Origin of the sequence: Acinetobacter sp. YH12201, from assembly GCF_013418145.1 — a bacterium.
In the GTDB taxonomy this organism is placed as follows: Bacteria; Pseudomonadota; Gammaproteobacteria; order Pseudomonadales; family Moraxellaceae; genus Acinetobacter.
Genome location: NZ_VPCP01000025.1, coordinates 14,728 through 37,126, shown reverse-complemented (window position 1 = coordinate 37,126; position 22,399 = coordinate 14,728). Strand labels below are relative to the sequence as shown.

Here is a 22,399-nt window from a genome sequence, read left to right as displayed (position 1 = left end):
CAAACGAACAAATAGAGCAGATAGAATTTGCACTCAACCATCGTCCTAGAAAAACACTAGGTTGGTATACACCGAGTGAAGTTATGGCTGGTTTTTATACTGTTGCACTTGCCGCTTGAATCCGCCATTTTAATTCTTTGGTGATATCTGTGGTAAGGACATGACCAATTTTCTCTAATAATGCCACAACAGTACTCCCCAATAAGAATGCTAAAGCTTTTAAGATTTTTTCATATTCTAACGGTTTTATAAGAGAGTTCTTTGGATCATGGATTTTTAAATGTTGTTTTTTAAATCAAACAATTACTACTAAAATAACAAACTCCGCATTTAGCGGAGTTTGTGTGAAATATAACGCATTTTACTTTTCAGTTTCAAAGAGTGCAGCAACAAATGCTTTTGCCGAGAATGGACGTAAATCATCAATTTTCTCGCCCACACCAATAAAGCGGATAGGTACATGGGTACGGCTGGCAATATTAAATAGCACCCCGCCTTTAGCCGTGCCATCGAGCTTGGTAATGGTGAGTCCTGTCAAGCCAACAGCTTCATCAAACATTTCAACCTGATTAATTGCATTTTGACCAGTACCCGCATCCACCACCAGCATAATTTCATGCGGTGCTGTCGCATCAATTTTTTGCATCACGCGTTTTACTTTGGTCAACTCTTGCATTAAATGACCTTTGTTATGCAAACGACCCGCAGTATCAGCAATCAGCACATCCACGCCTTTGGCACGTGCACTTTCAAAAGCATCAAAAATGACGGATGCACTGTCTGCACCATGACCCTGTGCAACCACTGAAATATTGTTGCGTTCGCCCCAAATTTGTAATTGTTCTGTTGCTGCAGCACGGAAGGTATCGCCCGCAGCCAGCATGACTTTTTTGCCTTCGCCTTGCAAACGTTTTGCCAACTTACCAATCGTAGTGGTTTTACCCACGCCATTAACCCCTACCACCAAAATCACAAATGGTTTTTTATTTGGATCAATATGTAAAGGCTTAACACGCGGAGCAAGCAATGCCACCAATTCTTCTTGCAACGCTTTATAAAGCGAATGTGAATAAATCAGATCACCACGCGCAGTACGCTCTGTTAAGTTAGCAATAATGGTTTTGGTTGCATCTACACCAATATCTGCAACCAGTAATTGCTCTTCCACTTCTTCCAGCAATTCATCATCGATTTCTTTACCACCAATGAGAATGTTGACCATACCATCGGCAAGGTTTTTACGGGTTTTGGTCAAGCCTTCTTTCATGCGGCTAAAAAAGCCACCTTTAGACGTAGCGCCTTGCTCTATTTCTGTTTGCTCGGTTTCTGTGGCTACAGGCGCAGAAACAGTAGCTTGTTTATTTTGAGTTTCAACAATAGGGATATTTACCGCGGGTAAATTCGGTAAAGTGACATCGTCATCCCCGATATCAGCATCAATCAAAAATTTATTTTGCCCATTAGATTGCTGTTGCATGCCGAATCCTTGAAAAGCATAGCGTTAAAAAACAAGGATTCTAGCATAGTTTTGTCCTGCGTTTTCCAATAGACACTGAACACACCAAAAACCAACAACTTAACCTTTGCTTTCAAGCAAAAGTTTCTGAAAATGATCATAAATATAATTTATGACTGGGGGTAAAGCTTGTGCTCGAAAGCAGCTACCCACTTTTTTTAAAGCCGTCTTTTTTTAAAAATCCAGTTTTAACGCTCACATTGGCTTTATTGATGCTTCAAAGTGGCTGGGTACATGCAGAGACTCGCAGTAAACTGACACCTACGACCTTTGAAACTACACTCAAAAATGGTTTAAAAGTAATTATTCGGAAAGATCACCGTTCTCCTATGGTCATGACGCAAATCTGGTACCGGGTAGGCAGCAGCGATGAATCGGGGAACTTATTAGGCATTTCGCATGTACTGGAACATATGATGTTTAAAGGTATGCAAAAAGTTCCCGATGATGAATTTACCCGCTTAAGCCGTATGTATGGTGGACGCATCAATGCTTCAACTTTTACCAATTACACCAATTATTACCAGCTTTACCCTAAAACCTATTTACCCCTGGCTTTAGAACTTGAAGCAGACCGGATGAGCAATTTGCTGTTACGCCAGCAGGATTTTGACCCTGAAATTAAAGTGGTGATGGAAGAACGGCGCTTACGTACACTAGATCTTTAGCTTTCGAACGTTTTAAATGGATCACCTATCCAACCAGCCATTATCGCCAACCGGTGATTGGCCACATGAAAAATCTGCAAAACATCCAGCTTGAAGATATCAAAAAATGGTATCGTGACTGGTATAGCCCCAATAATGCCCTCCTTGTGATTGTCGGTGATGTCGACACTGAACAAACCTTGCTGCAAGTACAAAAGTATTTTGCCGATATCCCTGTCAGAAAAACCCCGCCACGCAATGACGTATTAGAATTTGACCATATCGGTTATCGCCATATGGAATTGAATTTTCCTGTGAAAGTACCCAACCTGTTTATGACCTGGAACGTGCGCTCACTGGTCACAGCCAAAAATCCGCAAGATGCTTATGCCTTAACCATCATCAAGAACATCTTGGACAGTGGAATTTCTTCACGACTGCAAGATAATCTGGTGCGGGACAAAAAAATATTAACCTCGGTCAGTGTATCTTACGATCCTTATAGCCGCGGAGATAGCTTATTGAGTATTTCAGCCTTGCCTATAGACGGATTGAGTTTGCCAGAGGCAGAACAAGCCATTCAAGCTGAAATTGAGCTGCTCAAAACGGAGCTGGTCAAACCCACAGAAATCAAGCGAGTGACAGCTAGATATGTCTCCAATTTAGTCTATAGTCAGGATGACATTGCCGGACAAGCCCAGATGATCGGCAATCTGGAGATTAACGGTTTAAGTTTTCGCTTGATGGATGAACTGCCCAAACATTTTGAAACTGTCACTCCGCAAGATATACAACGCATAGCGAATATTTATTTCAGCCGTGACAATTTGAGCACCTTATACCTTTTTCCTGAAAATAAAACCCAATAGTGGAATTTGCTATGTTCAAGCTGCATTCTCGCCTTATCTTTGTTTCTATGATGATCTGGGTTCAAGCGGCAAGTGCTGAAATTGATTTAAATACTCTCCCCGATGACTATTCAACACAGCTGAAATCAATCCCCCTGTTACAAAGCTTGAAAATCACCCATCCACAAAATCAATTCCACGCCCCCTATGTGCATGAGCTAAAAAACAGATATCAAATTCGTACGCTATTTGTAGAATCACAGGATTTACCTATGGTTGATATTCAGCTGACCTTTAATGCAGGCTCGGCCCGGGATGAAGAAATCGCACCAGGTTTATTTGGTATTGCTAATATGGCAGCAAAATTAATTGATGAAGGAACAGAAAAATATACGGCCAATGAAATTGCCCATATTTTTGAAAATGTAGGGGCACGATTTAGTGCTCAGGCGTATCGGGACATGTTTATTGTAAAATTACGGGTATTGTCTGAGCCTAAAAAACTTGAACCGGCTATAGCCATGCTGCTGGAAGTACTCAACCATTCCACCTTTAAAAAATCCAGTATCAATCTGGTATTAAGCAATACTCAAGTAGGCCAGAAACAGATCCAGGAAAGCCCTGGCCGCATGATGAATATCCTGTTTTACCGTGCTTTATATGGAAAACATGCCTATGCCGAACCCATTACCGGGACTCAGCGCAGTATTAGCAAAATCACACCGGCACAATTACAGCAGTTTAAGGAACAATTTTTGGTAGCACAGAACCTGAATATTGCCATTACCGGTCAACTCAGTCCCAAACAGGCACAGCAACTTGCTGAACATAAAACACGGAGAAAAAGCTAGACCTCTAGCTCAACCAGTCGATAACTCAGGTTTTGATATTCGCCATATCAAGTTTAACTCCAGTCAGGCACATGTGATGATGGGACAACTGGGCCCTACACATTTTGATCCGGATCGACTCGCCCTAGAAGTGGCCAACCAGATGTTTGGGCGAAGTGGTTTTAATTCTATCTTAATGAAAGAACTACGGGTTAAGCGCGGTTTTACCTATGGAGCTTATAGTTCATTTTCATTTAGTCAGGCTCCCGGAACTTTTAGTTTTAGTTATTCCACCCGACAAGACCAGTTGCTCGACAGCATACAGGTTGCTCATCAGACCTTGATCAATTTTGTCAGCCAACCTATTAACCCAAAACAGCTGGAAGAAACCAAGGCCGGGATGTTACGCGCTTTTCCAAATAATTATAGTAGTAATGCCAGTATCAATGCACAGTTAGGTTCGCTAGGATTTTACAATCAGCCCGCTGACTACCTGAGCAATTATCCCAAATTATTAGAAAAAATTACCTTGCAAGATGTTCAGAATGCCCTTCAAAAACATCTGCATCCTGAATGCCTCACTATTATTGTGGTCAATGATAAATTAGACAAAGCCGCGCTGGAGACAACACTTAAACAAGATTTAAGTCCCCAAGTTCACTCAAACACGCCTTCGGTTGAGCCAATCCCTAAAACAATTATTGCTCCGCCTGCAAAGGAGGTAACTGATGAGCCTGTGTCATCTCCAGATGATGCGCTTGCATCAATTTGAAATATTGTGCATAAGGAATCTGAGGTTGCTGTATCAAGAGCAGGGCCATTTCTTGGGTCGCCGGATAATTGGCTTGAGCTGAAAGTTGTACTACATTTTCAAATTGTTTAACAGTAATGGGACGATGCAGGGCAATAAAAGCAAGAATCAGAATAATGGCAATGATTGTAACGACAAATCCGTTATAAATATCTTCCAGCTTTATTTGAGATTTTAATTGAACAATTTTCTGTACAGCGCTATGCATAACCTACCTCGAATTCAAGGTAGTGTAGGATGCAGCATAAAGAAGTACAAGCAGATTTGCTCAATTTCGCCATATTTACCACAGAAATCAAGCAAATCAATTCAGCGATTAGACAATGACATTCCGGATTACTGCAAAGTAAAGCACCAGTGCGATAATCACTAATACCACTAGAATTGCAAAAGCCCCCACTCCTCTTTCAGCATGCACGGGATGCAGTTCATCATCATCAGCTATGCGCAGCAACTCACCATTATAGATACTATAAAAATCCTCACGTTGCTGTATATCAAGCTGGCGAGTAAAATCATAAACTCTTTTACGCTGTGCCAAACAATAATTACCCAAGTGAATTTCCTGATGGAAAATGGCTTCATCTAAATTTTTACGATGCTGATGTGCAAGTTCAATGATTTGATCTACAGTAGGAGGCAAATCGAATGTAAAACCATCTAATGTTTTTGTCATATTATTCTCCTTATATTTTCAAACTCTCATTAACATACTAAGCAAAAATCATTTTGTATATTGTTTAATCATGTAACCTTGAATTTAATAATATAGCCCATAGATATTGTTTGACAATTTAGGTGCGATGTAATATTAATTTAACAATAGCTAGTTAAATTGGTATCAAGACAAACTTATTAGTCTATCTAGCAATCATAATTACAATAAGGAGTTTAATATGATTCAACAAATCTCTCATCAAGACTTAGAACATGCATATGCAGATGCAGTCAATACAATTCAGTCTCAAATGAATTTTGCAGATGCAGTTCAAAAACTGGAAGAAGTGGCTCGTGCCGGACATGGTAAGGCTGCCTTATTTTTAGCAGAACTTTATTATCAAGGTTTCCGAGTAGAACGCGACTCACTCAAAGCACAATATTGGCAGAAGCTGGCCACGATGCAAGCCTAATAAAACGTCACCAAGGTGGCGTTTTTTAATGCCTTCTCTTTCTAAATACATATTTATTTACATAGTTTCTCAAAGCTTACACTGAACTTTCATCTTCATTCCTTACAATAACTGCTGAATTCACTACATGTATTCGGGTATGAATCAAATTAATTCATTACAGCCTATTCCTAAAGACTTATTTTTTAAGATCACGATTTTAAAATCTATGATGTATTGTGGGGTTTATATCATCAGCAGGGTTGGGCCATGATGTCTGATCATGAAGATTTTATTTTTCCCTTTTGGCTAAACGGCCTACAGGCACAAAAATATGCCGAACATCATTGGCCAAATTATATGCCGCGTAAAATTACTTCAGCGGATTTTCAGGACTTGCTGTTACCAACACTCACTCGTTTAAATGTTACCCCTGCACTTTGTAATTCATCTAGCCAAAAATTTAAATTGACCACACAACAGATGCGGCATTTCTTTTTTGCTGAATCTTTACAATCTGCTTGAGGGTTTGCGGCAAATATTAAAAGTGAAATTCAGAGAAATGTAAATTTTTATTAATGACCTGAAAAGTATTTGCATTTTTCTGATTTCGCGCTAAGTTTAATGTCAAATAAGGAACAAAAAGGATGATAATAAATGACTAATGTTGCACAAGTTATTCACGATAAAATTGATAAAACCATTTTTACGATTGATCCAGAATCAACGGTACTTGAAGCAATTTCGCTTATGGCAGATAAAGGCATTGGTGCACTGGTCGTGACTGATCAAGAGAAAGTGGTCGGTATTCTTTCTGAACGTGATTACATGCGTAAAGTGACGTTGATGGAACGGACCTCTAAAGAAACGACAGTCGGTGAAATCATGACTACTAAAGTACTGACCGTGACTAAATCCACCAGTGTTGAAGACTGTTTAAGTTTAATGACTGATCGCCATTTACGTCATCTTCCTGTAGTTGAAAATTCAAAACTGGTAGGGTTAATCTCGATTGGTGATTTGGTCAAAGCCGTAATGGAAGATCAGCGCAAACTCATCGATCAATTGCAGCAATATATCGCCAGTTAAGATTTCAAGCACATTAAAAAACCTCTCGAAATGAGAGGTTTTTTTAATCCCTTTAAAGCTCCCTTTCATAAAGAGAGACTTTAGCTATCTCTTATAAAGATGGAAAAAGAAACCTTCTTTAAAAAAATGAGCACATATGATGTAAGAGAGAGATTTTATAATTAGTTCAAGCCTAATTTTTCTGCCACATAATCCGAGTCTTTATCGCCACGACCCGAAACATTCACGACAATTTTCACATCTTTTGCCATTTTGGGTGCTTCACGCAAAGCCCAGGCGACTGCATGAGAACTTTCAAGTGCAGGAACAATTCCCTCTACACGTGAAAGTGTCATAAAAGCATCCAGGCATTCCTGGTCTGTTGCTGTGGTATATTCCACACGACCCAAGTCTTTCAACAAGCTGTGCTGTGGACCTACGCCCGGATAATCCAGACCTGAAGCAATCGAGTGTACCGGCAAAGGCTCACCTTGTTCATCTTCAAGGACATAACATGCCATTCCGTGAAGCTGGCTCGGTTTACCCAAAGTCAGGGTAGCTGAGTGCATCGTAGTATCCAGACCATGGCCTGCTGGTTCCACCCCAACAAGTTTTACATCGGCATCGTTTAAAAATGCAGAAAAGGCACCCATGGCATTCGAGCCACCACCAACACAAGCTACGATATAATCCGGGTTTGAACCAAAACGGTCATTGGTCTGAACTTTAATTTCATCACCAATAATTGCCTGAAAGTCACGCACCATTTTCGGGAATGGATGTGGACCAACCACTGAACCAATCGCATAAATAAAGTTTTTCGGATCTTTGAGATATTCTTCAAACGCGCTGTCTACCGCATCTTTTAATGTTGCCGTACCACGGGTAACAGAAATCAGGTTGGCACCCAAGATCTTCATCTTCACCACGTTCGGATGTTCTTTTTCAATATCTACCTGTCCCATATGAATTTCACATGGAATACCGACTAAGGCACATGCAGTTGCAAGAGCTACACCATGCTGGCCTGCACCGGTTTCAGCAATGACTTTTTTCTTACCCATGTATTTGGCAAGTAAAGCTTCGCCTAGGCAATGGTTAATCTTATGTGCACCAGTATGGTTTAAATCTTCACGTTTCAGGTAAATTTGCGCTCCACCCAATTGGTCAGACAAACGCTTGGCATGAAACAGCGGACTTGGACGACCCACATAGTTGGCAAATAAATCGGCTAGTTCATTCTGGAATTCTGCAGTATGGCGAATTTGCTCATACGCGACATTAATTTCATCCATCGCTTCTTTTAAATGAGGCGGAATAAACTGACCACCATATTGTCCAAAGAAACCTTCTTCATTGGGTAATGGGATGCCATTAATTTGATGATCCATTTTCAATTCCTTCATTTAAAAAGAACGCATTTAATTTCAATGCGTTTAACGAGCCAAATATTTTGTCATGTCTTCCACGCCCTTTAAGGTCATGGGATACATATGATCTTCAAAGATTTGTTTGATCTGACCAATGGTATGGGTGTAATGCCAATAACTGTCTTGTTCTGGATTAAGCCAGGCCGTCTTTTCAAAATGTTGACGTAAACGCTGTAACCAGACATTACCTGCTTCATCATTCATATATTCAACAGAACCACCCACTGAGTTCAGCTCATAAGGTGCCATACTGGCATCCCCTACCACAATTACCCGATAGTCGCGCCCATAAGTATTGAATAAATCCCAGGTATTCATGCGGGTATTAGAACGGCGGATATTGTCTTTCCAGACATAGTCATACAAACAGTTATGAAAATAAAAATATTCTAAAGTTTTAAATTCGGTTTTGGCCGCGCTGAACAGTTTTTCACATTCAGCGATATACGAGTCCATCGACCCACCAACATCGAACAACATCAGCACTTTAATACGGTTGCGACGTTCCGGAACCAGCTGTACATCTAAAATCCCTTGCTTGGCGGTTTCACGAATCGTGCTGTTAATATCAAGCTCTTCAGCTGCGCCTTGACGGGCAAACTTGCGTAAACGGCGGAGTGCCATTTGCATTTGCCGTGTACCTAAAATCTGTTCATCATCCAGGTTTTGGTATTTACACTGTTCCCAAACCTTAACCGCAGAACGTTTACGTCCCGGCCCACCAATACGCACACCTTCAGGATGATCACCATACGCCCCAAAGGGTGAAGTGCCACCGGTACCAATCATCTTGTTACCGCCTTGATGCTTCTTGTGCTGCTCACGAAGACGCTCTTCCAGCATCTTCATCAGCTCTTCCAGTGAGCCGGCTTTTTTCAGTTCTTCCCGCTGCTCAGGCGTGAGATGCTTTTCCAGAAGTTCCAGATCAAACCAGTCTTTTGGTAACTTATGCACCTGATTAAGCAAATCATCCAGATCAAAAGTGGAGATGCCATCAAAGTAATCTTTCATGGCTCGGTCAAACTTGTCAAAGAAACGCTCATCTTTAACCATAACCGTTTTTGCGAGTTCATAGAACTCTTCCTGATTGGCAAATACCAAGCCTGAAGCTACAGCTTCATTCAGATCAATCAGTTCACGGGTTGATACTGGCACACCGTATTTGCGTAAGGTATAAAACAATCGCACAAACATGCGTGTTTCTCCCTTAGCGACGCGACATAAAGGCTAAACGTTCAAGCAACTGGACATCTTGCTCGTTTTTAATCAGGGCACCATACAAGGGTGGAATCGCTTTGGATTTATCATGCTTGCGTAAAATATCTTCAGGCATATCATCAGCCATCAGCAGGCTTAACCAGTCAATCAGTTCTGAAGTGGATGGTGGTTTTTTTAAGCCCGGAATCTGGCGAAGCTTGAAGAATACTTGTAAAGCTTCATTCACCAAAGCTGCAGACACTTGCGGAAAATGCACGTCAATAATTTCACGCATGGTCGCTTCATCAGGGAATTCAATATAATGGAAGAAACAGCGGCGCAAGAATGCATCTGGCAGTTCTTTCTCATTATTTGAAGTGATAATCACGATTGGACGCTGTGTCGCCGTGATGGTTTCCCCGGTTTCATAAACAAAAAATGACATTTTGTCGAGTTCATGCAATAAGTCATTCGGAAACTCAATGTCTGCTTTATCAATTTCATCAATCAACAAGACACAGCGTTGTTCACTGGTGAACGCTTCCCACAATTTTCCAGGCTTGATGTAGTTTTTAATGTCATAAACACGGTCATCACCTAACTGGCTATCACGCAAACGGGATACAGCATCGTATTCATACAGACCTTGCTGTGCTTTTGTAGTCGACTTGATGTGCCAGGTGAGTAGCTTCAGTCCCAAGCTTTCTGCGACTTGTTCAGCAAGCAGGGTTTTACCTGTGCCCGGCTCACCTTTAACCAAAAGCGGCTTTTGCAAGCTACGTGCCGCTTTGACAGCAAGTTTTAAACTATCAGTCGCAATGTACTGATCTGTACCAAGAAATTGTTGAGTATCCACAGACATGATTTAACCTTATTGTTTTATTTAAAGTAGTGAACTATTGTTGTTTGCGACAAACTTTGCTTTGTTGGCCATATATTTTGACCATAAAGCGCCAATGATCAGGCCAAGCCCGATCACAAAGAGAATGAGAGAAGCATTGGTCCAGACCAAAGCTTTTTCTTTGGTTAAAAGACCAAATAGCAGTCCAAAAAAAGCCGGAGCGATAGCAGCATTATTTCCTTCAGAAACTGTCGGCGTTAGTAAAATGGCAAAGCCGATGAGCCATGTCATTCCACCTAGCGGCTTAGGCAAACGTTTTGCAATAACATACCAGGCCCAAAGAATAATCACGCTTCCTAGCAGATATACCGTGACGGCAATGCTATCTTCAGGAATTGAATCTAGTAGTGAAAAAAAACTATTCATCGTTACAACTCCTGATTAGCCTTTAAGCGCCACGCAGCCCTTCGGGTGCAACCGCATTCGGATTGATTAATCCTTCTGGAGGGACTTGAATAAAGAAACCTTTGGTTTCAATAGAGTCAATCACATGTAATACATTGACACGCGCCAGTTTACGGCTTTCGGTTAACTCCAAATCCATAACAAAAGTTGCACGACCAAATGCAACACGCATCGCTTCTGGCAAGATTTCCAGCGGATTTACTGCCTCAGCTTCATTCTCAGAAGTTTCTGAACGGGCGATGTAAAGATACATTTCGTCTTTTTTGCTAGATTTAAAAATTGAACAGTGCATAGTTGAAACAGGACTCATAAAACTCAGCACAAAGCATACATTAAAAAAAAGACCGATACATTAGTGATTATTAACGCATCAGTCGTGATTGTGTGTAAATGTTAATTCTTTGAACAAAATGGTTAAAAATTAATCCATCACTTTCATTTGCGTAGACAGATAACTTTCATCTGCATGTAACACATCAATCAGTGGCTTGGTCAGAACATCATAGCGCCAACCAAGCAGATAAGCGGGCAAATCCTGTTCATCATTATGAAATACCACATGCTGATATAGTGCATTGAGCCATTTTTTACGCATCAATACTTCTTTAGGTACCGTAGTTTCCTGCACCACGGCCTGAATGACATTCTCCACTCTTTCACCAATTTCTTTGGATGAGTGACGAATTGGACGTGCCATACGCAGTGGCCATTCTGCCTGTTCAGGCAAAAACTTAAGTAGGTCCAGAATGGTTTTACCATACTCACGCACAATATTTTGACGAATATCTTTAATACTAGACAACTGGAAATGATTACGCGGATTTTTTTCCACCAGATCAATCAGGGTGGAATTTTTCAGAATAAAGCTGCGAGGATAATTCAAGGCTTTGACCATCTGTTCGCGCCACACAGCCAGTTGTTGCAACTGCATCAATTGACGGCGTGAATGCCGGTAGTTTCCAATATCGTGATAAAGCAACTCTAGAGGTGTTTCCTGACCAATTTCATGGGTCAGATGACGGCAATCTTCCAGGGCAAAATCCAGTAAGTGCTTATCGCCTAATTCCTGCTGGATCTTATTCGATAGATTCATCAGATATAGTACGTCATTCGCCGCATAGGTGAGTTGCTCAGAGCTTAACGGACGCGCCAACCAGTCAGATCGGGTCTGGTCTTTATCAATGTCCACATCCAGCATGTGCTTTAACGCATTTTGATAGCTTACCTGTAGCCCATGACCTAAAAAAGACATGCCAATCTGGGTATCAAAAACATTGCTTAGGCTTTTTTGCTGTGAGTAATGATAAATTAAATCAATATCTTCACTGCAGGCATGGAAAATATTCTGCTGGGCCTGAAACAATTTTTTCCAGAATGCCGACAGGTCTAAACTTGTGCCATCAAGTAAAAAAACCCGATCCGCAACATTAATTTGAAATACACCGAGTTTAGGCCAAAGAGTATCCACCTTGATGAATTCGGTATCCAATCCATAAATGGATGTCTGCCCCATCAAGTGCAGAATATCTTCTAAATCTTTTTGTTGATGAATGAACTGAAACATATTACCGAGTCTAAAAGCAGATTCTCTTGAAAAGTATATTAACCGATATATAACATTTAGATATAACAAAATCTACATCTAGCGTATATATTCACCATATTTTAATATTTAAATAAAAAATCAACATTTTTTTATATTTTTTTTGTATAAGTTTAAGACTATTTTTCTCGTAAATGCCACCCAGTTCTTATTCTTGTCAAAAATAATGAAATAAGCACCTGGGTACTTATTTCATACGCATACGATTATGCACCGCCTGACTTAAAGTATGACTATCCACATATTCAAGTTCTCCCCCTTGAGGAACACCTTGAGCAATCCGAGTCATTTGAATCGGTAAATGCTTGGTTGCTTCAACCAGATAATGTGCTGTCGCCTGACCTTCTACAGTAGCATTGGTTGCCAATATAACTTCTGAAACCGTGCCCTGACTCAGGCGCTGAATCAGATAGGGAATCCCGATTTCTTCCGGCCCAATTCCGTCCAGTGGAGACAAATGTCCACCCAGCACATGGTATTTACCCCGAAAACTGCCACTTTGTTCAATCGCCATCACATCTGCTGGTGATTCCACCACACAGAGCAGCTGATCATCACGTTCATGCGAAAGACAGATATCGCAGACTTCATTTTCAGTGAGCGAATGACAAACGCTACATTCCTGAATATAGGTAGCTGCTTCATTTAAAGCATGTGCCAGCCCGACTGCACCTTCCCTGTTTTTCATGATCAGGTGTAATGCCATGCGCTGAGCCGATTTCGGCCCAACACTTGGCAAAATCCGTAAGGCTTGAACCAGTTGATCAAATCGATCACTAAACACTGGACGTATTCCTTAGAATAAACCTGAAAGACCTGGTGGCAAGCCCATACCAGAATTTGCCGCTTTCATTTTTTCCTCAGAAATCGCTTCAGCCTGACGTGCAGCATCATTCATTGCAGCCGCGATTAAATCTTCAATCATGTCAGCATCATCTTGCAGCAATTCAGGGCTGATTTCGATACGTTTTACCACGTTACGGCAAGTCATGGTGACTTTAACCAGACCGCCGCCTGCTTCAGCATGAACTTCAGTTTGCGCAAGCTGTTCTTTGGCCTTTTTAACATTGGCTTCCATATCTTTTTGCATACGCTGTGCTTGCTGCATCAACATGTTAATGTTCATAAAATACTCCGAACACAAAACTTAAAAATAAGATAAAAAATTAAATTAAATCTAAACCACGACTAATGTCGCGAATAATATCATCAATATCTTCCAAACCAACAGATACACGGATTAATCCTTCACGAATCCCTGCAGCTTCTTTGGCTTCTGGTGAAAGCTTACCGTGAGTAGTGGTTGCTGGATGAGTAATAGTTGATTTCACATCGCCCAGGTTACCGGTAATGGAAATAAACTGGGTATTGTCGATAACTTTCCAAGCCCCTTCACGCCCACCTTTGACTTCAAAGGACACAATACCACCAAAACCGCTTTGCTGTTTAGCTGCAAGCTCATGACCGATATGTGAAGGCAAACCAGCGTAATATACTTTTTCTACTTTGTCGTGCTGATTTAAGAATTCAGCCAGTTTTTGTGCATTTGCTGAATGTTCACGCATACGTAAACGCAGAGTTTCCAGACCTTTCAAAAAAACCCAGGCATTAAATGGGCTCATTGACGGGCCAGTGGTGCGAACATAACCAAATACTTCTTCAAGCAATTTGTGATTACCTACCACAGCACCACCTAATGCGCGACCTTGACCATCCAGATATTTGGTTGCTGAATAGACAACCAGGTCAGCCCCTAATTTAATTGGCTGTTGCAATGCCGGCGTACAGAAGCTGTTATCAATCGCCAGTAATGCACCATTGGCATGAGCCAGATCCGCCAAGGCCTGAATATCGGCAATTTCAGCCAGTGGATTGGACGGAGATTCAACAAACAGTAATTTGGTTTCAGGCTTGATTGCATTTTTCCACGCATCAAGATCGGTTAAATCAACAAAATCGACTGCTATACCAAATTTAGCCACGTATTTTTCAAAAAGAGAAACCGTTGAACCAAACACCGCACGTGAACAGATGACGTGATCGCCCAGTTTCAAATAAGACATAGCCACAGCCATGATGGCTGCCATGCCAGTACTGGTTGCAACAGCACGTTCCGCACCATCTAATGCGGCAAGGCGCTTTTCAAACATCGCAACTGTCGGGTTGGTAAAGCGCGAATAAATGTTACCAGGTTCCTGACCAGAAAACTTAGCTGCGGCTTCTGCTGCATTTTCATAGACGAATGATGAAGTGAGAAAAATTGGCTCACCATGCTCGCCTTCAAAACTGCGTGTATGACCTGTACGAATGGCTAAGGTATCTAATTGGTATTCAATGTCGTCTTGTTGGCTCATTTGTATTACCCAGTCCTGGACTGTATTGCTAATAATTGCCAACATTTTGAGCGTCTATGGCATTTAAGGTCAAGGTATAATGCATAAATATCGCCTACACTTCGATCAATCCCCCATATGTCAGCATCCCCAGCAATGATTCAAGTTAAAAATAAAATTGCCAAACATAAAAGCAAACTCAAAAACCTGTCAAAGACTTTATTTAACTCAAAATCACTGGTTTTATCGCAAGCCACTCCCTATGAAGTCATTGCAGAGTACAAACAGACCCGAGTGCGCTATTACGCCTCAGCAGATAAGCAATATAAAGAACCCCTGGTTTTTGTTGCTCCCCTTGCAATCAACATGGCCATTTACGACCTGTATCCCTACCGTTCATTGGTAAAACACTTTCAACATAGTGGCTTTGATGTCTATTTAATCGAATGGGGTCGATATAGCTATCGAGATCGTTTCCTCAATTTCATGTCATTTATTGATGATGCCATTCCGCATTGTATAGACCAGATCCGAACTCACTCGCATAGTGATGAAATTTCACTGCATGGCTGGAGTATGGCCGGTGTATTTGTCATGTTGTATTGCGCATTGCAAAAACCAAACCATGTTAAAAATTTAATTGTATTAGGCAGTCCGGTGGACAGTCATGCATCAGGCCGTACCGGCAAACTTTTTCAAAAGGCCAATCAACTGATTGCCAAAAACAAGGTCCTACAAAACAAGATTTACTCAGGAACTGTACCCAAGCATCTGATTCATAGCCCAGGCATACTAAATTCACTCGGTTTTAAAATGATTGATCCTGTGGGATGGATACAAAGCCAGAAACAGCTTCTAGCAAACCTCGATAACCTGCAAGCCTTATATGAACACGCCACCATGGGTAATTTCCTGAACCAGATGATTGACTATCCAGGCGGTATCAATCAGGACATGATTTTTAATGTCTGGCTACAAAATCCGCTCAAAAACGGTGTTATCAGATTACAGGATAAGCATATCGAATTAAAACATATAGCCTGCTCTTTACTGGTAGGCGCGGGTCGTAGCGATCGGATTGTTTCCAAAGAGGCCGTTAAACCTTTAATTGAATTGACAAATAGTCAGGATGTCACGTTTACTCTTATCCCGGGTGGTCATTTGGGACTCATGTCTAGCCAGTCCAGTGCCAACGAGTTCTGGCCTTTCATGACCACCTGGCTAAAACAGAGATCGAGCAAAATATAAAGGAAACATCATGATTCAGTCAGTTGCATTTATCGGCTTAGGCGCAATGGGTTACCGTATGGCAGCACATTTACCTCAACATTTTGATACGGTCTATGTATGGAACCGTAATTTCGGAAAAGCCAAACAGCATGCAACTGAATATGGCACCCAAGCTGTAGAACTTGAGCAAGCGGTTCAGGCCGATATCATTTTTTCTTGCCTGCCAACGAGCAAGGAAGTTGAAGATCTTATTGCAACGGTTCAGATTAAATCGGGTGCGGTATGGGTCGATTGCACCAGTGGTGTTCCCGAATCGGCAAAAAAGCTCAGCCAACAATTAAAAATATCGAATGTGGATTTTCTGGATGCACCGGTGAGCGGGCAAACTATTGGTGCGGAAAATGGCACATTAACCGTAATGATTGGTGGTGAAGCTGCTGCTTTTGAAAAATCCCTACCCGCTATTCAGGCTTTCGGGAAACTGATTAAACATGTCGGTGAATCAGGTGCAGGTTTCGCAGTCAAAGCAGTGAACAATATGCTATTAGCCGTCAATCTCTGCTCAGTGGCTGAAGGTTTCACCACCTTAAAAGCGCATGGGGTAAATCTGCATGAAGCTTTAGACTGCATTAATGCGTCAAGCGGTAAAAGTGGCGTAACGGAAATGGTGTTACCACAACGTATTTTAAATCGTGCCTTCCCGCTGACTTTTGCTCTGCCATTATTGGCAAAAGATACCGGAATTGCACTTGATCTGGTTCGTGATGCCAAACTGTCAGCACCGGTGATTGCCTTGACTCAAAGTCTGATTCAGGCAGCCAGTAATTTAACAGAAAAAGACAGTGACTTTTCTAGTGCTGTGAAAATGTACGAATCTTGGAATAAAATTACACTTGAGTAATTACTCGCCATTGAATAATAATAAATAAACCTAATATTGTGTAGAAGTGCTCTACACAATATTCTCACAGAGGAAACCCTCATGACCAAGCTTAGTGTTGCAGTTTTGGCTAGTTTTACAACTTTCTTTGGGGCAACTGTTTTTGCAGCGACAGCAGAGCAAGAGTGCCAACAATTAAAAAATGACCATGATGTCATTTATGCCTCTAAAGGTTTTTGCTTTAAAGACCCGGAAGCCAAGGCCAAGTTCGGCAATGACAATTGTTATACAACCAAGCCCAAATTTTCAGAAAAAGAGCAACAACGACTTGACGCCATCAAAGATCGTCAGAAAGAATTGAACTGTAAATAATTACAGTACCCAATCACTTTCAAGGACTAGACATGCTTTACGATGATCAAAATATTTTTGCACGAATTATCCGTAATGAACTTCCTGCAATAAAAGTGTATGAGGACGAACAGGTTCTGGCTTTTATGGACATTATGCCCCAGGCAGAAGGTCATACGTTGGTCATCCCGAAAACACCTGCAATTACCTTGCTCGATCTGCCACCTGATGCCGCTGCCTATACCATTCAGATTGTGCAAAGAATTGCCCAGGCAATGAAAATAGCACTTGATGTTCAAGGTATTGTACTGATGCAACTTTCAGGTGCATCTGCTGGTCAAACTGTTCCACATGTACATTTTCACCTTATTCCAAGTTCAGTGCATGAGCTTGGAAAACATGCATTACATATGGGTGACCAGGAAAAAATTAAAGCACTGGCTGAAAAGATTAAAGCTGAACTTTAAAATTCACTAGAATTTTAATTTGTAAAAAATGGAGCTTAAGCTCCATTTTTTTATATTTGAGATTGAATCAACTCATCTCACAGATTTTAATAAAAATTTAAATTATTGAAAAACAATAAAATATATTATTTTTTAATCATCTTCGTCATCAAACTGTCATATAGCTTTCACTTCACTGTCACAAAGTTTGCAGATACTGCTTAGCAAGTTGGTGAGCTTTTGTAATTTTTTGTACACAAGCAAACTAAAAAGAAAGCAAGGCGAATGCCATTTTAAAAAGTGTTTTGGAGAAATCTTGATGAAAAAATTGCTTCTAGCAGCTGCTGTTGCGGCAATGGGTGTAAGCGCAGCACAAGCGGCACCAACTTTGTATGGTAAGCTGAACGTATCTATCGACCAAGTTGATAACTACGATTTCCTAGGTAACAATGTTTCTGAAGTAAGCTCGCATGCTTCACGTATTGGTGTAAAAGGTGAAGAGAAACTTACCGACAATCTTTCAGCTGTTTACCAAGCAGAATGGGGTTTTGCCACTGATGGTTCTGGTTCAGACTCTGAATGGAGTGCTCGTAACCGTTTCGTAGGTCTTAAATGGGCTGGTATTGGTACTTTGAAAGCCGGTCAATATGATTCTTACTTCAAAACAGCTGCTGGCAGTGCGCAAGATATCTTCAACGATCACACTCGTCTTGACATTACCAACATGATGCACGGTGAAGAACGTACTAAAAATGCGATCGGTATCGAAACTGACAAAAAATTGCTTGGCGGCGTTCAGTTAAACATTATGGCGCTACAAGGTGAAAATTCAACCGCTCCTACAGCTGGCACTTCTGGTGACAATAGCAAACGTAATGGTTTTGGTGATGGTATCTCAGCTTCTGTCCTTTATGATAACAAAGACCTTGGCCTCTCTTTAGGTTTAGCAGCTAACTCTGCTGTTGAAGGTAAATACGTAGGTTTTGATAACAAGAAATATATTTCTGATGCATTGCGTTTCACTGCTGCTTATGACTTCTCTAAAGTGGGTATCAATGGTTTGAGTTTAGGTGGTTTATGGCAAACTGCTCAACCAACTGACGATCTATCAACTGCTAAAAACCTGCAAGAAGATGCATACACAATTGCTGCTGCATATAAAATCGGTTCAACTCCTTGGGTTGTAAAAGCTGAATATGCGAATGCCAACACTCAATACGATAACGCTGGCTTATCATATGACCATGACATCAATCAATACGGTCTTGGTGTAGATTACTACTTTAACAAGCAAGCACGTATGTACGGTATCGTTGCTTCTCAAGAACGTGACTGGAAAACTAAAGCTGGTGAAGACGATACTATGACAGTATTCGGGCTAGGTATGGAATATAACTTCTAAGCCCTCTTCATTTACTTAGAAAGCTATTAAAAAAGACCACATTCGTGTGGTCTTTTTTTTGAGGCAAGAATTTTAACTTCTTCTCTCATCCCTCTTGCATTTTAAATCAAGGTGTTTAATTGGATTTATATAAAACATATTAAATGGAATTTTAAACAAGAATAATTATCAATTAATTATTTATACTCCCTAAAAAGATACAAGTGTTTTAGTTGGAGTTAAAAGTATATATAAGTATTTTAGTCAGAATTAAAAATTAAATACGCAGTGTTTTAGTCAACTTAATAATCGCAAAAAATCAGTATATTTTTTTATCACAACCTTAACATAAATTATTGTTTTAAAAAACAAATATAATATATTTTTATTTTAATTGTTTCATCTATTTATTTTTAGTTATTTTTTGTTTAATAATATAGACCAAGTTTAAAAAAATAGGCTTATTTGTATGAGCTTAATACCGAAAGATTACAATCAACGTTTAGTTCGAGAGATCGCAATCATATTAATAATCAAGGTTGCTCTCCTACTGATGATTAAACACATCTGGTTCGACGCCCCTACTATTCCTCAAAATTTTGACACTCAAGTTGCCGAGCATATTGCTGGCAGCCCTTCCCAAATCAAGGAGACACGTTGATGATTTCTGAAAGCGTGGTCGATCTTTCGCGGTTCCAATTTGCAATGACCGCGTTGTATCACTTTATATTTGTACCTCTTACACTTGGTCTGGCTTTTATTCTTGCCATTATGGAAACCACCTATGTGATTTCCGGTAAAGAAATTTATAAGGACATGACTAAGTTCTGGGGAAAACTTTTTGGTATTAACTTTGCCTTAGGTGTTACCACAGGTTTAACCATGGAGTTCCAGTTTGGTACAAACTGGGCGTACTATTCGCATTATGTCGGTGACATTTTTGGTGCGCCACTCGCTATTGAAGGATTAATGGCATTTTTCTTGGAATCGACTTTTATTGGTCTATTCTTCTTCGGCTGGGACCGGCTTTCCAAAGTTCAGCATTTAGGCGTGACCTGGCTGGTTGCACTGGGTTCCAACATGTCGGCACTTTGGATTTTAGTCGCCAATGGCTGGATGCAAAACCCTGTGGGCGCAGAGTTCAACTTTGAAACCATGCGTATGGAGCTGGTTGACTTCGGCGCACTGATTTTCAACCCGGTGGCTCAGGTTAAATTTGTCCATACAGTATCTTCAGGTTATGTCACTGGTGCCGTTTTCGTTTTAGCGATTTCCAGTTTCTATATGCTGAAAAAACGTGATTTACCTTTTGCACGCCGTTCTTTCGCTATTGCGGCAATCTTTGGTTTAGCCTCTACATTCTCAGTTATTTTACTGGGTGATGAATCAGGTTATGAACTGGGTGATGTACAAAAAACCAAATTGGCTGCAATTGAAGCAGAATGGGAAACTCACCCAGCACCTGCTCCATTTACATTGTTTGGTATTCCAAATCGGGAAGAACAACGCACTGACTACGCCATCAAAATTCCATATGTGATGGGTATCATTGCCACACGTTCTCTTGATAAAGAAGTGACTGGCCTGAAAGACCTGATGGTTCAACATGAGCTTCGTATCCGTAATGGTATGACTGCATATGCCGAACTTGAAAAACTTCGTGCAGGCGACCGCTCACCAGCGCTGATGGCTTCGTTCAAAGAAAATCAGAAAGACTTGGGCTATGGCTTACTTCTTAAAAAATATACACCAAATGTAGTAGATGCTTCTGAAGAGCAAATCAAAGCAGCGACCAAGGATACTGTTCCTAACGTAACTGCCCTGTTCTTCTCGTTCCGTGCCATGGTGGCTTCTGGTTTCTTGATGCTGCTTCTGTTTATCCTTGCAACTTTTGCAGTCGCTAAACGCAATGCAGAAAGCAAACCTTGGTTACTTAAATTTGCGCTTTACGGCTTACCATTACCATGGATTGCTACACAAACTGGCTGGTATGTGGCTGAAGGTGGTCGTCAACCATGGACAATTGGTGAGGTTCTACCTACACATCTCTCTGCTTCAAGCTTAAGCACTGGTGATATTTGGGGTTCAATCCTGGCACTTGCAGCGTTCTATACAGTACTTCTAATTATCGAAATGTACTTGATGATCAAATTCGCTCGCTTAGGTCCAAGTTCTTTACATACTGGTAAATACCACTTTGAAAAAGGCGCTGATCAAAACCACGCTGCTGCGGAGGCTCAATCATGATCGAATATGAATTACTCAAAATTATCTGGTGGGTTTTGGTAGGTGTACTACTGATTGGCTTTGCCCTCACCGATGGCTTCGATATGGGCTCTATGGCAATCATGCCATTCGTGGGCAAAAACGATGAAGAGCGTCGTGCGGCAATTAATACCATTGCCCCGCACTGGGATGGTAACCAAGTCTGGTTCATTACAGCTGGTGGCGCACTGTTTGCTGCATGGCCAATGGTTTATGCAACCGCATTCTCCGGTATGTACTGGGCACTATTACTGGTACTGTTTGCCCTGTTCTTAAGACCTGTAGGTTTTGACTACCGCTCTAAACTTGAGAACAAAAAATGGCGTAACTCTTGGGACTGGGGTTTGGCTGTTGGTGGTGCAGTTCCTGCTTTAGTCTTCGGTGTTGCCTTCGGTAATATGTTCCTGGGTGTACCGTTTACTTTAGATGAAACCGTACGTTCAACTTATACTGGTAGCTTCTTTGCCCTGCTCAACCCATTTGCCCTGGTTTGTGGTATTGTCAGCTTATCCATGCTGAGTGCACATGGTGGTGCGTGGTTGATGCTTCGTACCGATGGCGACTTACATGCACGTTCTGCCAAAGCAACTCAATTGATGGGTGTGGTATTCTTGGTTTGCTTCCTGGGCGCTGGAGCATGGTTATACTTCGGTAACATTGAAGGTTATACTTTAGCGCAACCATTTGATACCAATGGAGTTGCAAACCCTCTTGCCAAAGAAGTCATTACCAATGGCAACCATGGCTGGATGAATAACTACTCGACTTACCCAATCACTATGATTGCACCGATCATGGCAATCTTGGGAAGCCTGATTGTAATTGCCGCTGCTGCGAAAGCCAAAGCAGGTTTAAGCTTCCTGGGTACATCGCTGATGGTAATTGGGGCAATTTTAACAGCTGGTTTTGCATTGTTCCCATTCCTTATGCCTTCAAGCATCAACCCTGTTGCCAGCTTGACCATGTGGGATGCCGTATCAAGTAAAAACTCACTGACTGTAATGACTGTTGCTGCCTGTATTTTTGTTCCAATTATTTTGAGTTACACCACTTGGTGTTACTATAAGATGTGGGGCGTAATTACCAAAAAACATATTCAAGAGAATTCACACAGCCTGTACTAAGGCTGTGTTTTAGGAGATAAAATT

Annotated in this window: 22 protein-coding genes and 4 pseudogenes; 14 read left to right on the top strand and 12 right to left on the bottom strand. The window is 41.1% G+C overall.

Features of this window, described 5'->3' with window-relative positions; genetic code table 11:
- Positions 1 to 119: pseudogene (locus FTU91_RS07100) on the top strand (IS30 family transposase); the annotation flags it as partial.
- Between the two features lie 242 nt (positions 120 to 361).
- Here the strand turns inward: FTU91_RS07100 and ftsY are convergent.
- The gene (gene ftsY / locus FTU91_RS07095; RefSeq protein WP_180044312.1) at positions 362 to 1,477 is read right to left on the bottom strand and encodes a signal recognition particle-docking protein FtsY; all 1,116 of its coding nucleotides are present in this window, start codon (positions 1,475 to 1,477) and stop codon (positions 362 to 364) included.
- A gap of 251 nt (positions 1,478 to 1,728) precedes the next feature.
- Here ftsY and FTU91_RS07090 point away from each other — a divergent pair.
- Positions 1,729 to 3,032, top strand: a pseudogene (locus FTU91_RS07090) (M16 family metallopeptidase).
- Between the two features lie 11 nt (positions 3,033 to 3,043).
- Positions 3,044 to 4,613, top strand: a pseudogene (locus FTU91_RS07085) (M16 family metallopeptidase).
- On the opposite strand, the gene FTU91_RS07080 reads toward FTU91_RS07085, so the two are convergent.
- Positions 4,540 to 4,860: a hypothetical protein gene (locus tag FTU91_RS07080; RefSeq protein WP_166168437.1), complete on the bottom strand. Its 321-nt coding sequence runs from the start codon at positions 4,858 to 4,860 to the stop codon at positions 4,540 to 4,542. The pseudogene FTU91_RS07085 and the gene FTU91_RS07080 sit on opposite strands and share 74 nt — an antisense overlap.
- 108 nt (positions 4,861 to 4,968) lie before the next feature.
- Positions 4,969 to 5,328, bottom strand: coding sequence for a hypothetical protein (locus FTU91_RS07075; RefSeq protein WP_086196292.1), 360 nt, complete (start codon positions 5,326 to 5,328; stop codon positions 4,969 to 4,971).
- 220 nt (positions 5,329 to 5,548) lie between these two features.
- Between FTU91_RS07075 and FTU91_RS07070 the strand changes: the two genes are divergently transcribed.
- The 3 genes and pseudogenes from FTU91_RS07070 to FTU91_RS07060 all read left to right on the top strand — a co-directional run bounded on the left by FTU91_RS07070 (position 5,549) and on the right by FTU91_RS07060 (position 6,850).
- Positions 5,549 to 5,782 (top strand): hypothetical protein, encoded by a 234-nt coding sequence (locus FTU91_RS07070; protein ID WP_086196293.1) that lies wholly within the window; start codon positions 5,549 to 5,551, stop codon positions 5,780 to 5,782.
- Positions 5,783 to 5,921: 139 nt separating this feature from the next.
- A pseudogene (locus tag FTU91_RS07065) lies at positions 5,922 to 6,286 on the top strand (DUF2750 domain-containing protein).
- A 132-nt stretch (positions 6,287 to 6,418) separates the two neighbouring features.
- A complete protein-coding gene (locus FTU91_RS07060) occupies positions 6,419 to 6,850 on the top strand; it encodes a CBS domain-containing protein (RefSeq protein WP_180044315.1) in 432 nt (143 codons plus the stop codon).
- A gap of 161 nt (positions 6,851 to 7,011) precedes the next feature.
- Here the strand turns inward: FTU91_RS07060 and trpB are convergent, their stop codons facing one another.
- The 9 genes from trpB to FTU91_RS07015 form a co-directional block, all read right to left on the bottom strand.
- Positions 7,012 to 8,220 carry a tryptophan synthase subunit beta gene (gene trpB / locus FTU91_RS07055; protein WP_180044317.1) on the bottom strand — a complete coding sequence of 403 codons (1,209 nt, stop codon included), beginning with the start codon at positions 8,218 to 8,220 and terminating at the stop codon, positions 7,012 to 7,014.
- 45 nt (positions 8,221 to 8,265) lie between these two features.
- A complete protein-coding gene (locus tag FTU91_RS07050) occupies positions 8,266 to 9,453 on the bottom strand; it encodes a VWA domain-containing protein (protein WP_180081601.1) in 1,188 nt (395 codons plus the stop codon).
- Between the two features lie 13 nt (positions 9,454 to 9,466).
- A complete protein-coding gene (locus tag FTU91_RS07045) occupies positions 9,467 to 10,318 on the bottom strand; it encodes a MoxR family ATPase (protein WP_180044321.1) in 852 nt (283 codons plus the stop codon).
- 21 nt (positions 10,319 to 10,339) lie between these two features.
- Positions 10,340 to 10,723 (bottom strand): hypothetical protein, encoded by a 384-nt coding sequence (locus FTU91_RS07040; RefSeq protein WP_180081599.1) that lies wholly within the window; start codon positions 10,721 to 10,723, stop codon positions 10,340 to 10,342.
- A gap of 22 nt (positions 10,724 to 10,745) precedes the next feature.
- Positions 10,746 to 11,054 carry a YcgL domain-containing protein gene (locus FTU91_RS07035; RefSeq protein WP_166168475.1) on the bottom strand — a complete coding sequence of 103 codons (309 nt, stop codon included), beginning with the start codon at positions 11,052 to 11,054 and terminating at the stop codon, positions 10,746 to 10,748.
- A gap of 129 nt (positions 11,055 to 11,183) precedes the next feature.
- The gene (locus FTU91_RS07030; RefSeq protein WP_166168416.1) at positions 11,184 to 12,326 is read right to left on the bottom strand and encodes an HRDC domain-containing protein; all 1,143 of its coding nucleotides are present in this window, start codon (positions 12,324 to 12,326) and stop codon (positions 11,184 to 11,186) included.
- Positions 12,327 to 12,552: 226 nt separating this feature from the next.
- The gene (gene recR, locus FTU91_RS07025; RefSeq protein ID WP_092819481.1) at positions 12,553 to 13,149 is read right to left on the bottom strand and encodes a recombination mediator RecR; all 597 of its coding nucleotides are present in this window, start codon (positions 13,147 to 13,149) and stop codon (positions 12,553 to 12,555) included.
- A 12-nt stretch (positions 13,150 to 13,161) separates the two neighbouring features.
- Positions 13,162 to 13,491, bottom strand: coding sequence for a YbaB/EbfC family nucleoid-associated protein (locus FTU91_RS07020; protein ID WP_086196303.1), 330 nt, complete (start codon positions 13,489 to 13,491; stop codon positions 13,162 to 13,164).
- A gap of 40 nt (positions 13,492 to 13,531) precedes the next feature.
- The gene (locus FTU91_RS07015; protein ID WP_180043453.1) at positions 13,532 to 14,719 is read right to left on the bottom strand and encodes an O-succinylhomoserine sulfhydrylase; all 1,188 of its coding nucleotides are present in this window, start codon (positions 14,717 to 14,719) and stop codon (positions 13,532 to 13,534) included.
- Between the two features lie 135 nt (positions 14,720 to 14,854).
- Between FTU91_RS07015 and FTU91_RS07010 the strand changes: the two genes are divergently transcribed.
- The 8 genes from FTU91_RS07010 to cydB all read left to right on the top strand — a co-directional run bounded on the left by FTU91_RS07010 (position 14,855) and on the right by cydB (position 22,375).
- Positions 14,855 to 15,946, top strand: coding sequence for an alpha/beta fold hydrolase (locus FTU91_RS07010; RefSeq protein WP_180081597.1), 1,092 nt, complete (start codon positions 14,855 to 14,857; stop codon positions 15,944 to 15,946).
- A gap of 10 nt (positions 15,947 to 15,956) precedes the next feature.
- Positions 15,957 to 16,829, top strand: coding sequence for an NAD(P)-dependent oxidoreductase (locus FTU91_RS07005; RefSeq protein WP_180081595.1), 873 nt, complete (start codon positions 15,957 to 15,959; stop codon positions 16,827 to 16,829).
- Positions 16,830 to 16,910: 81 nt separating this feature from the next.
- Positions 16,911 to 17,180 carry a YARHG domain-containing protein gene (locus tag FTU91_RS07000; protein WP_180043447.1) on the top strand — a complete coding sequence of 90 codons (270 nt, stop codon included), beginning with the start codon at positions 16,911 to 16,913 and terminating at the stop codon, positions 17,178 to 17,180.
- A gap of 32 nt (positions 17,181 to 17,212) precedes the next feature.
- The gene (locus FTU91_RS06995) at positions 17,213 to 17,626 is read left to right on the top strand and encodes an HIT family protein (RefSeq protein ID WP_086196307.1); all 414 of its coding nucleotides are present in this window, start codon (positions 17,213 to 17,215) and stop codon (positions 17,624 to 17,626) included.
- A 298-nt stretch (positions 17,627 to 17,924) separates the two neighbouring features.
- Entirely contained in the window at positions 17,925 to 19,007 is a 1,083-nt protein-coding gene (locus FTU91_RS06990; protein ID WP_180081593.1) for a porin, read from the top strand.
- Between the two features lie 448 nt (positions 19,008 to 19,455).
- Entirely contained in the window at positions 19,456 to 19,647 is a 192-nt protein-coding gene (cydP, locus tag FTU91_RS06985) for a cytochrome oxidase putative small subunit CydP (RefSeq protein ID WP_180081591.1), read from the top strand.
- Entirely contained in the window at positions 19,647 to 21,233 is a 1,587-nt protein-coding gene (locus FTU91_RS06980; protein WP_180043443.1) for a cytochrome ubiquinol oxidase subunit I, read from the top strand. Before cydP ends, FTU91_RS06980 begins: the two co-directional genes overlap by 1 nt.
- Positions 21,230 to 22,375, top strand: a complete 1,146-nt coding sequence (cydB, locus tag FTU91_RS06975; protein WP_180081590.1) for a cytochrome d ubiquinol oxidase subunit II — start codon at positions 21,230 to 21,232, stop codon at positions 22,373 to 22,375. Before FTU91_RS06980 ends, cydB begins: the two co-directional genes overlap by 4 nt.
- Positions 22,376 to 22,399: the final 24 nt, after the last annotated feature.

Bases quoted from the DNA above. Each gene is read 5' to 3' on its own strand.
- FTU91_RS07035 (WP_166168475.1), bottom strand. From the start codon at position 11,054: ATGCACTGTTCAATTTTTAAATCTAGCAAAAAAGACGAAATGTATCTT.
- FTU91_RS07060 (WP_180044315.1), top strand. From the start codon at position 6,419: ATGACTAATGTTGCACAAGTTATTCACGATAAAATTGATAAAACCATT.
- FTU91_RS07010 (WP_180081597.1), top strand. From the start codon at position 14,855: ATGATTCAAGTTAAAAATAAAATTGCCAAACATAAAAGCAAACTCAAA.
- FTU91_RS07040 (WP_180081599.1), bottom strand. From the start codon at position 10,723: ATGAATAGTTTTTTTTCACTACTAGATTCAATTCCTGAAGATAGCATT.
- cydB (WP_180081590.1), top strand. From the start codon at position 21,230: ATGATCGAATATGAATTACTCAAAATTATCTGGTGGGTTTTGGTAGGT.
- trpB (WP_180044317.1), bottom strand. From the start codon at position 8,220: ATGGATCATCAAATTAATGGCATCCCATTACCCAATGAAGAAGGTTTC.
- FTU91_RS07050 (WP_180081601.1), bottom strand. From the start codon at position 9,453: ATGTTTGTGCGATTGTTTTATACCTTACGCAAATACGGTGTGCCAGTA.
- FTU91_RS07045 (WP_180044321.1), bottom strand. From the start codon at position 10,318: ATGTCTGTGGATACTCAACAATTTCTTGGTACAGATCAGTACATTGCG.
- FTU91_RS06990 (WP_180081593.1), top strand. From the start codon at position 17,925: ATGAAAAAATTGCTTCTAGCAGCTGCTGTTGCGGCAATGGGTGTAAGC.
- FTU91_RS07000 (WP_180043447.1), top strand. From the start codon at position 16,911: ATGACCAAGCTTAGTGTTGCAGTTTTGGCTAGTTTTACAACTTTCTTT.
- FTU91_RS07075 (WP_086196292.1), bottom strand. From the start codon at position 5,328: ATGACAAAAACATTAGATGGTTTTACATTCGATTTGCCTCCTACTGTA.
- FTU91_RS06995 (WP_086196307.1), top strand. From the start codon at position 17,213: ATGCTTTACGATGATCAAAATATTTTTGCACGAATTATCCGTAATGAA.
- FTU91_RS07070 (WP_086196293.1), top strand. From the start codon at position 5,549: ATGATTCAACAAATCTCTCATCAAGACTTAGAACATGCATATGCAGAT.
- FTU91_RS07005 (WP_180081595.1), top strand. From the start codon at position 15,957: ATGATTCAGTCAGTTGCATTTATCGGCTTAGGCGCAATGGGTTACCGT.
- FTU91_RS06980 (WP_180043443.1), top strand. From the start codon at position 19,647: ATGATTTCTGAAAGCGTGGTCGATCTTTCGCGGTTCCAATTTGCAATG.
- FTU91_RS07030 (WP_166168416.1), bottom strand. From the start codon at position 12,326: ATGTTTCAGTTCATTCATCAACAAAAAGATTTAGAAGATATTCTGCAC.
- FTU91_RS07020 (WP_086196303.1), bottom strand. From the start codon at position 13,491: ATGAACATTAACATGTTGATGCAGCAAGCACAGCGTATGCAAAAAGAT.
- FTU91_RS07015 (WP_180043453.1), bottom strand. From the start codon at position 14,719: ATGAGCCAACAAGACGACATTGAATACCAATTAGATACCTTAGCCATT.
- cydP (WP_180081591.1), top strand. From the start codon at position 19,456: ATGAGCTTAATACCGAAAGATTACAATCAACGTTTAGTTCGAGAGATC.
- ftsY (WP_180044312.1), bottom strand. From the start codon at position 1,477: ATGCAACAGCAATCTAATGGGCAAAATAAATTTTTGATTGATGCTGAT.
- FTU91_RS07080 (WP_166168437.1), bottom strand. From the start codon at position 4,860: ATGCATAGCGCTGTACAGAAAATTGTTCAATTAAAATCTCAAATAAAG.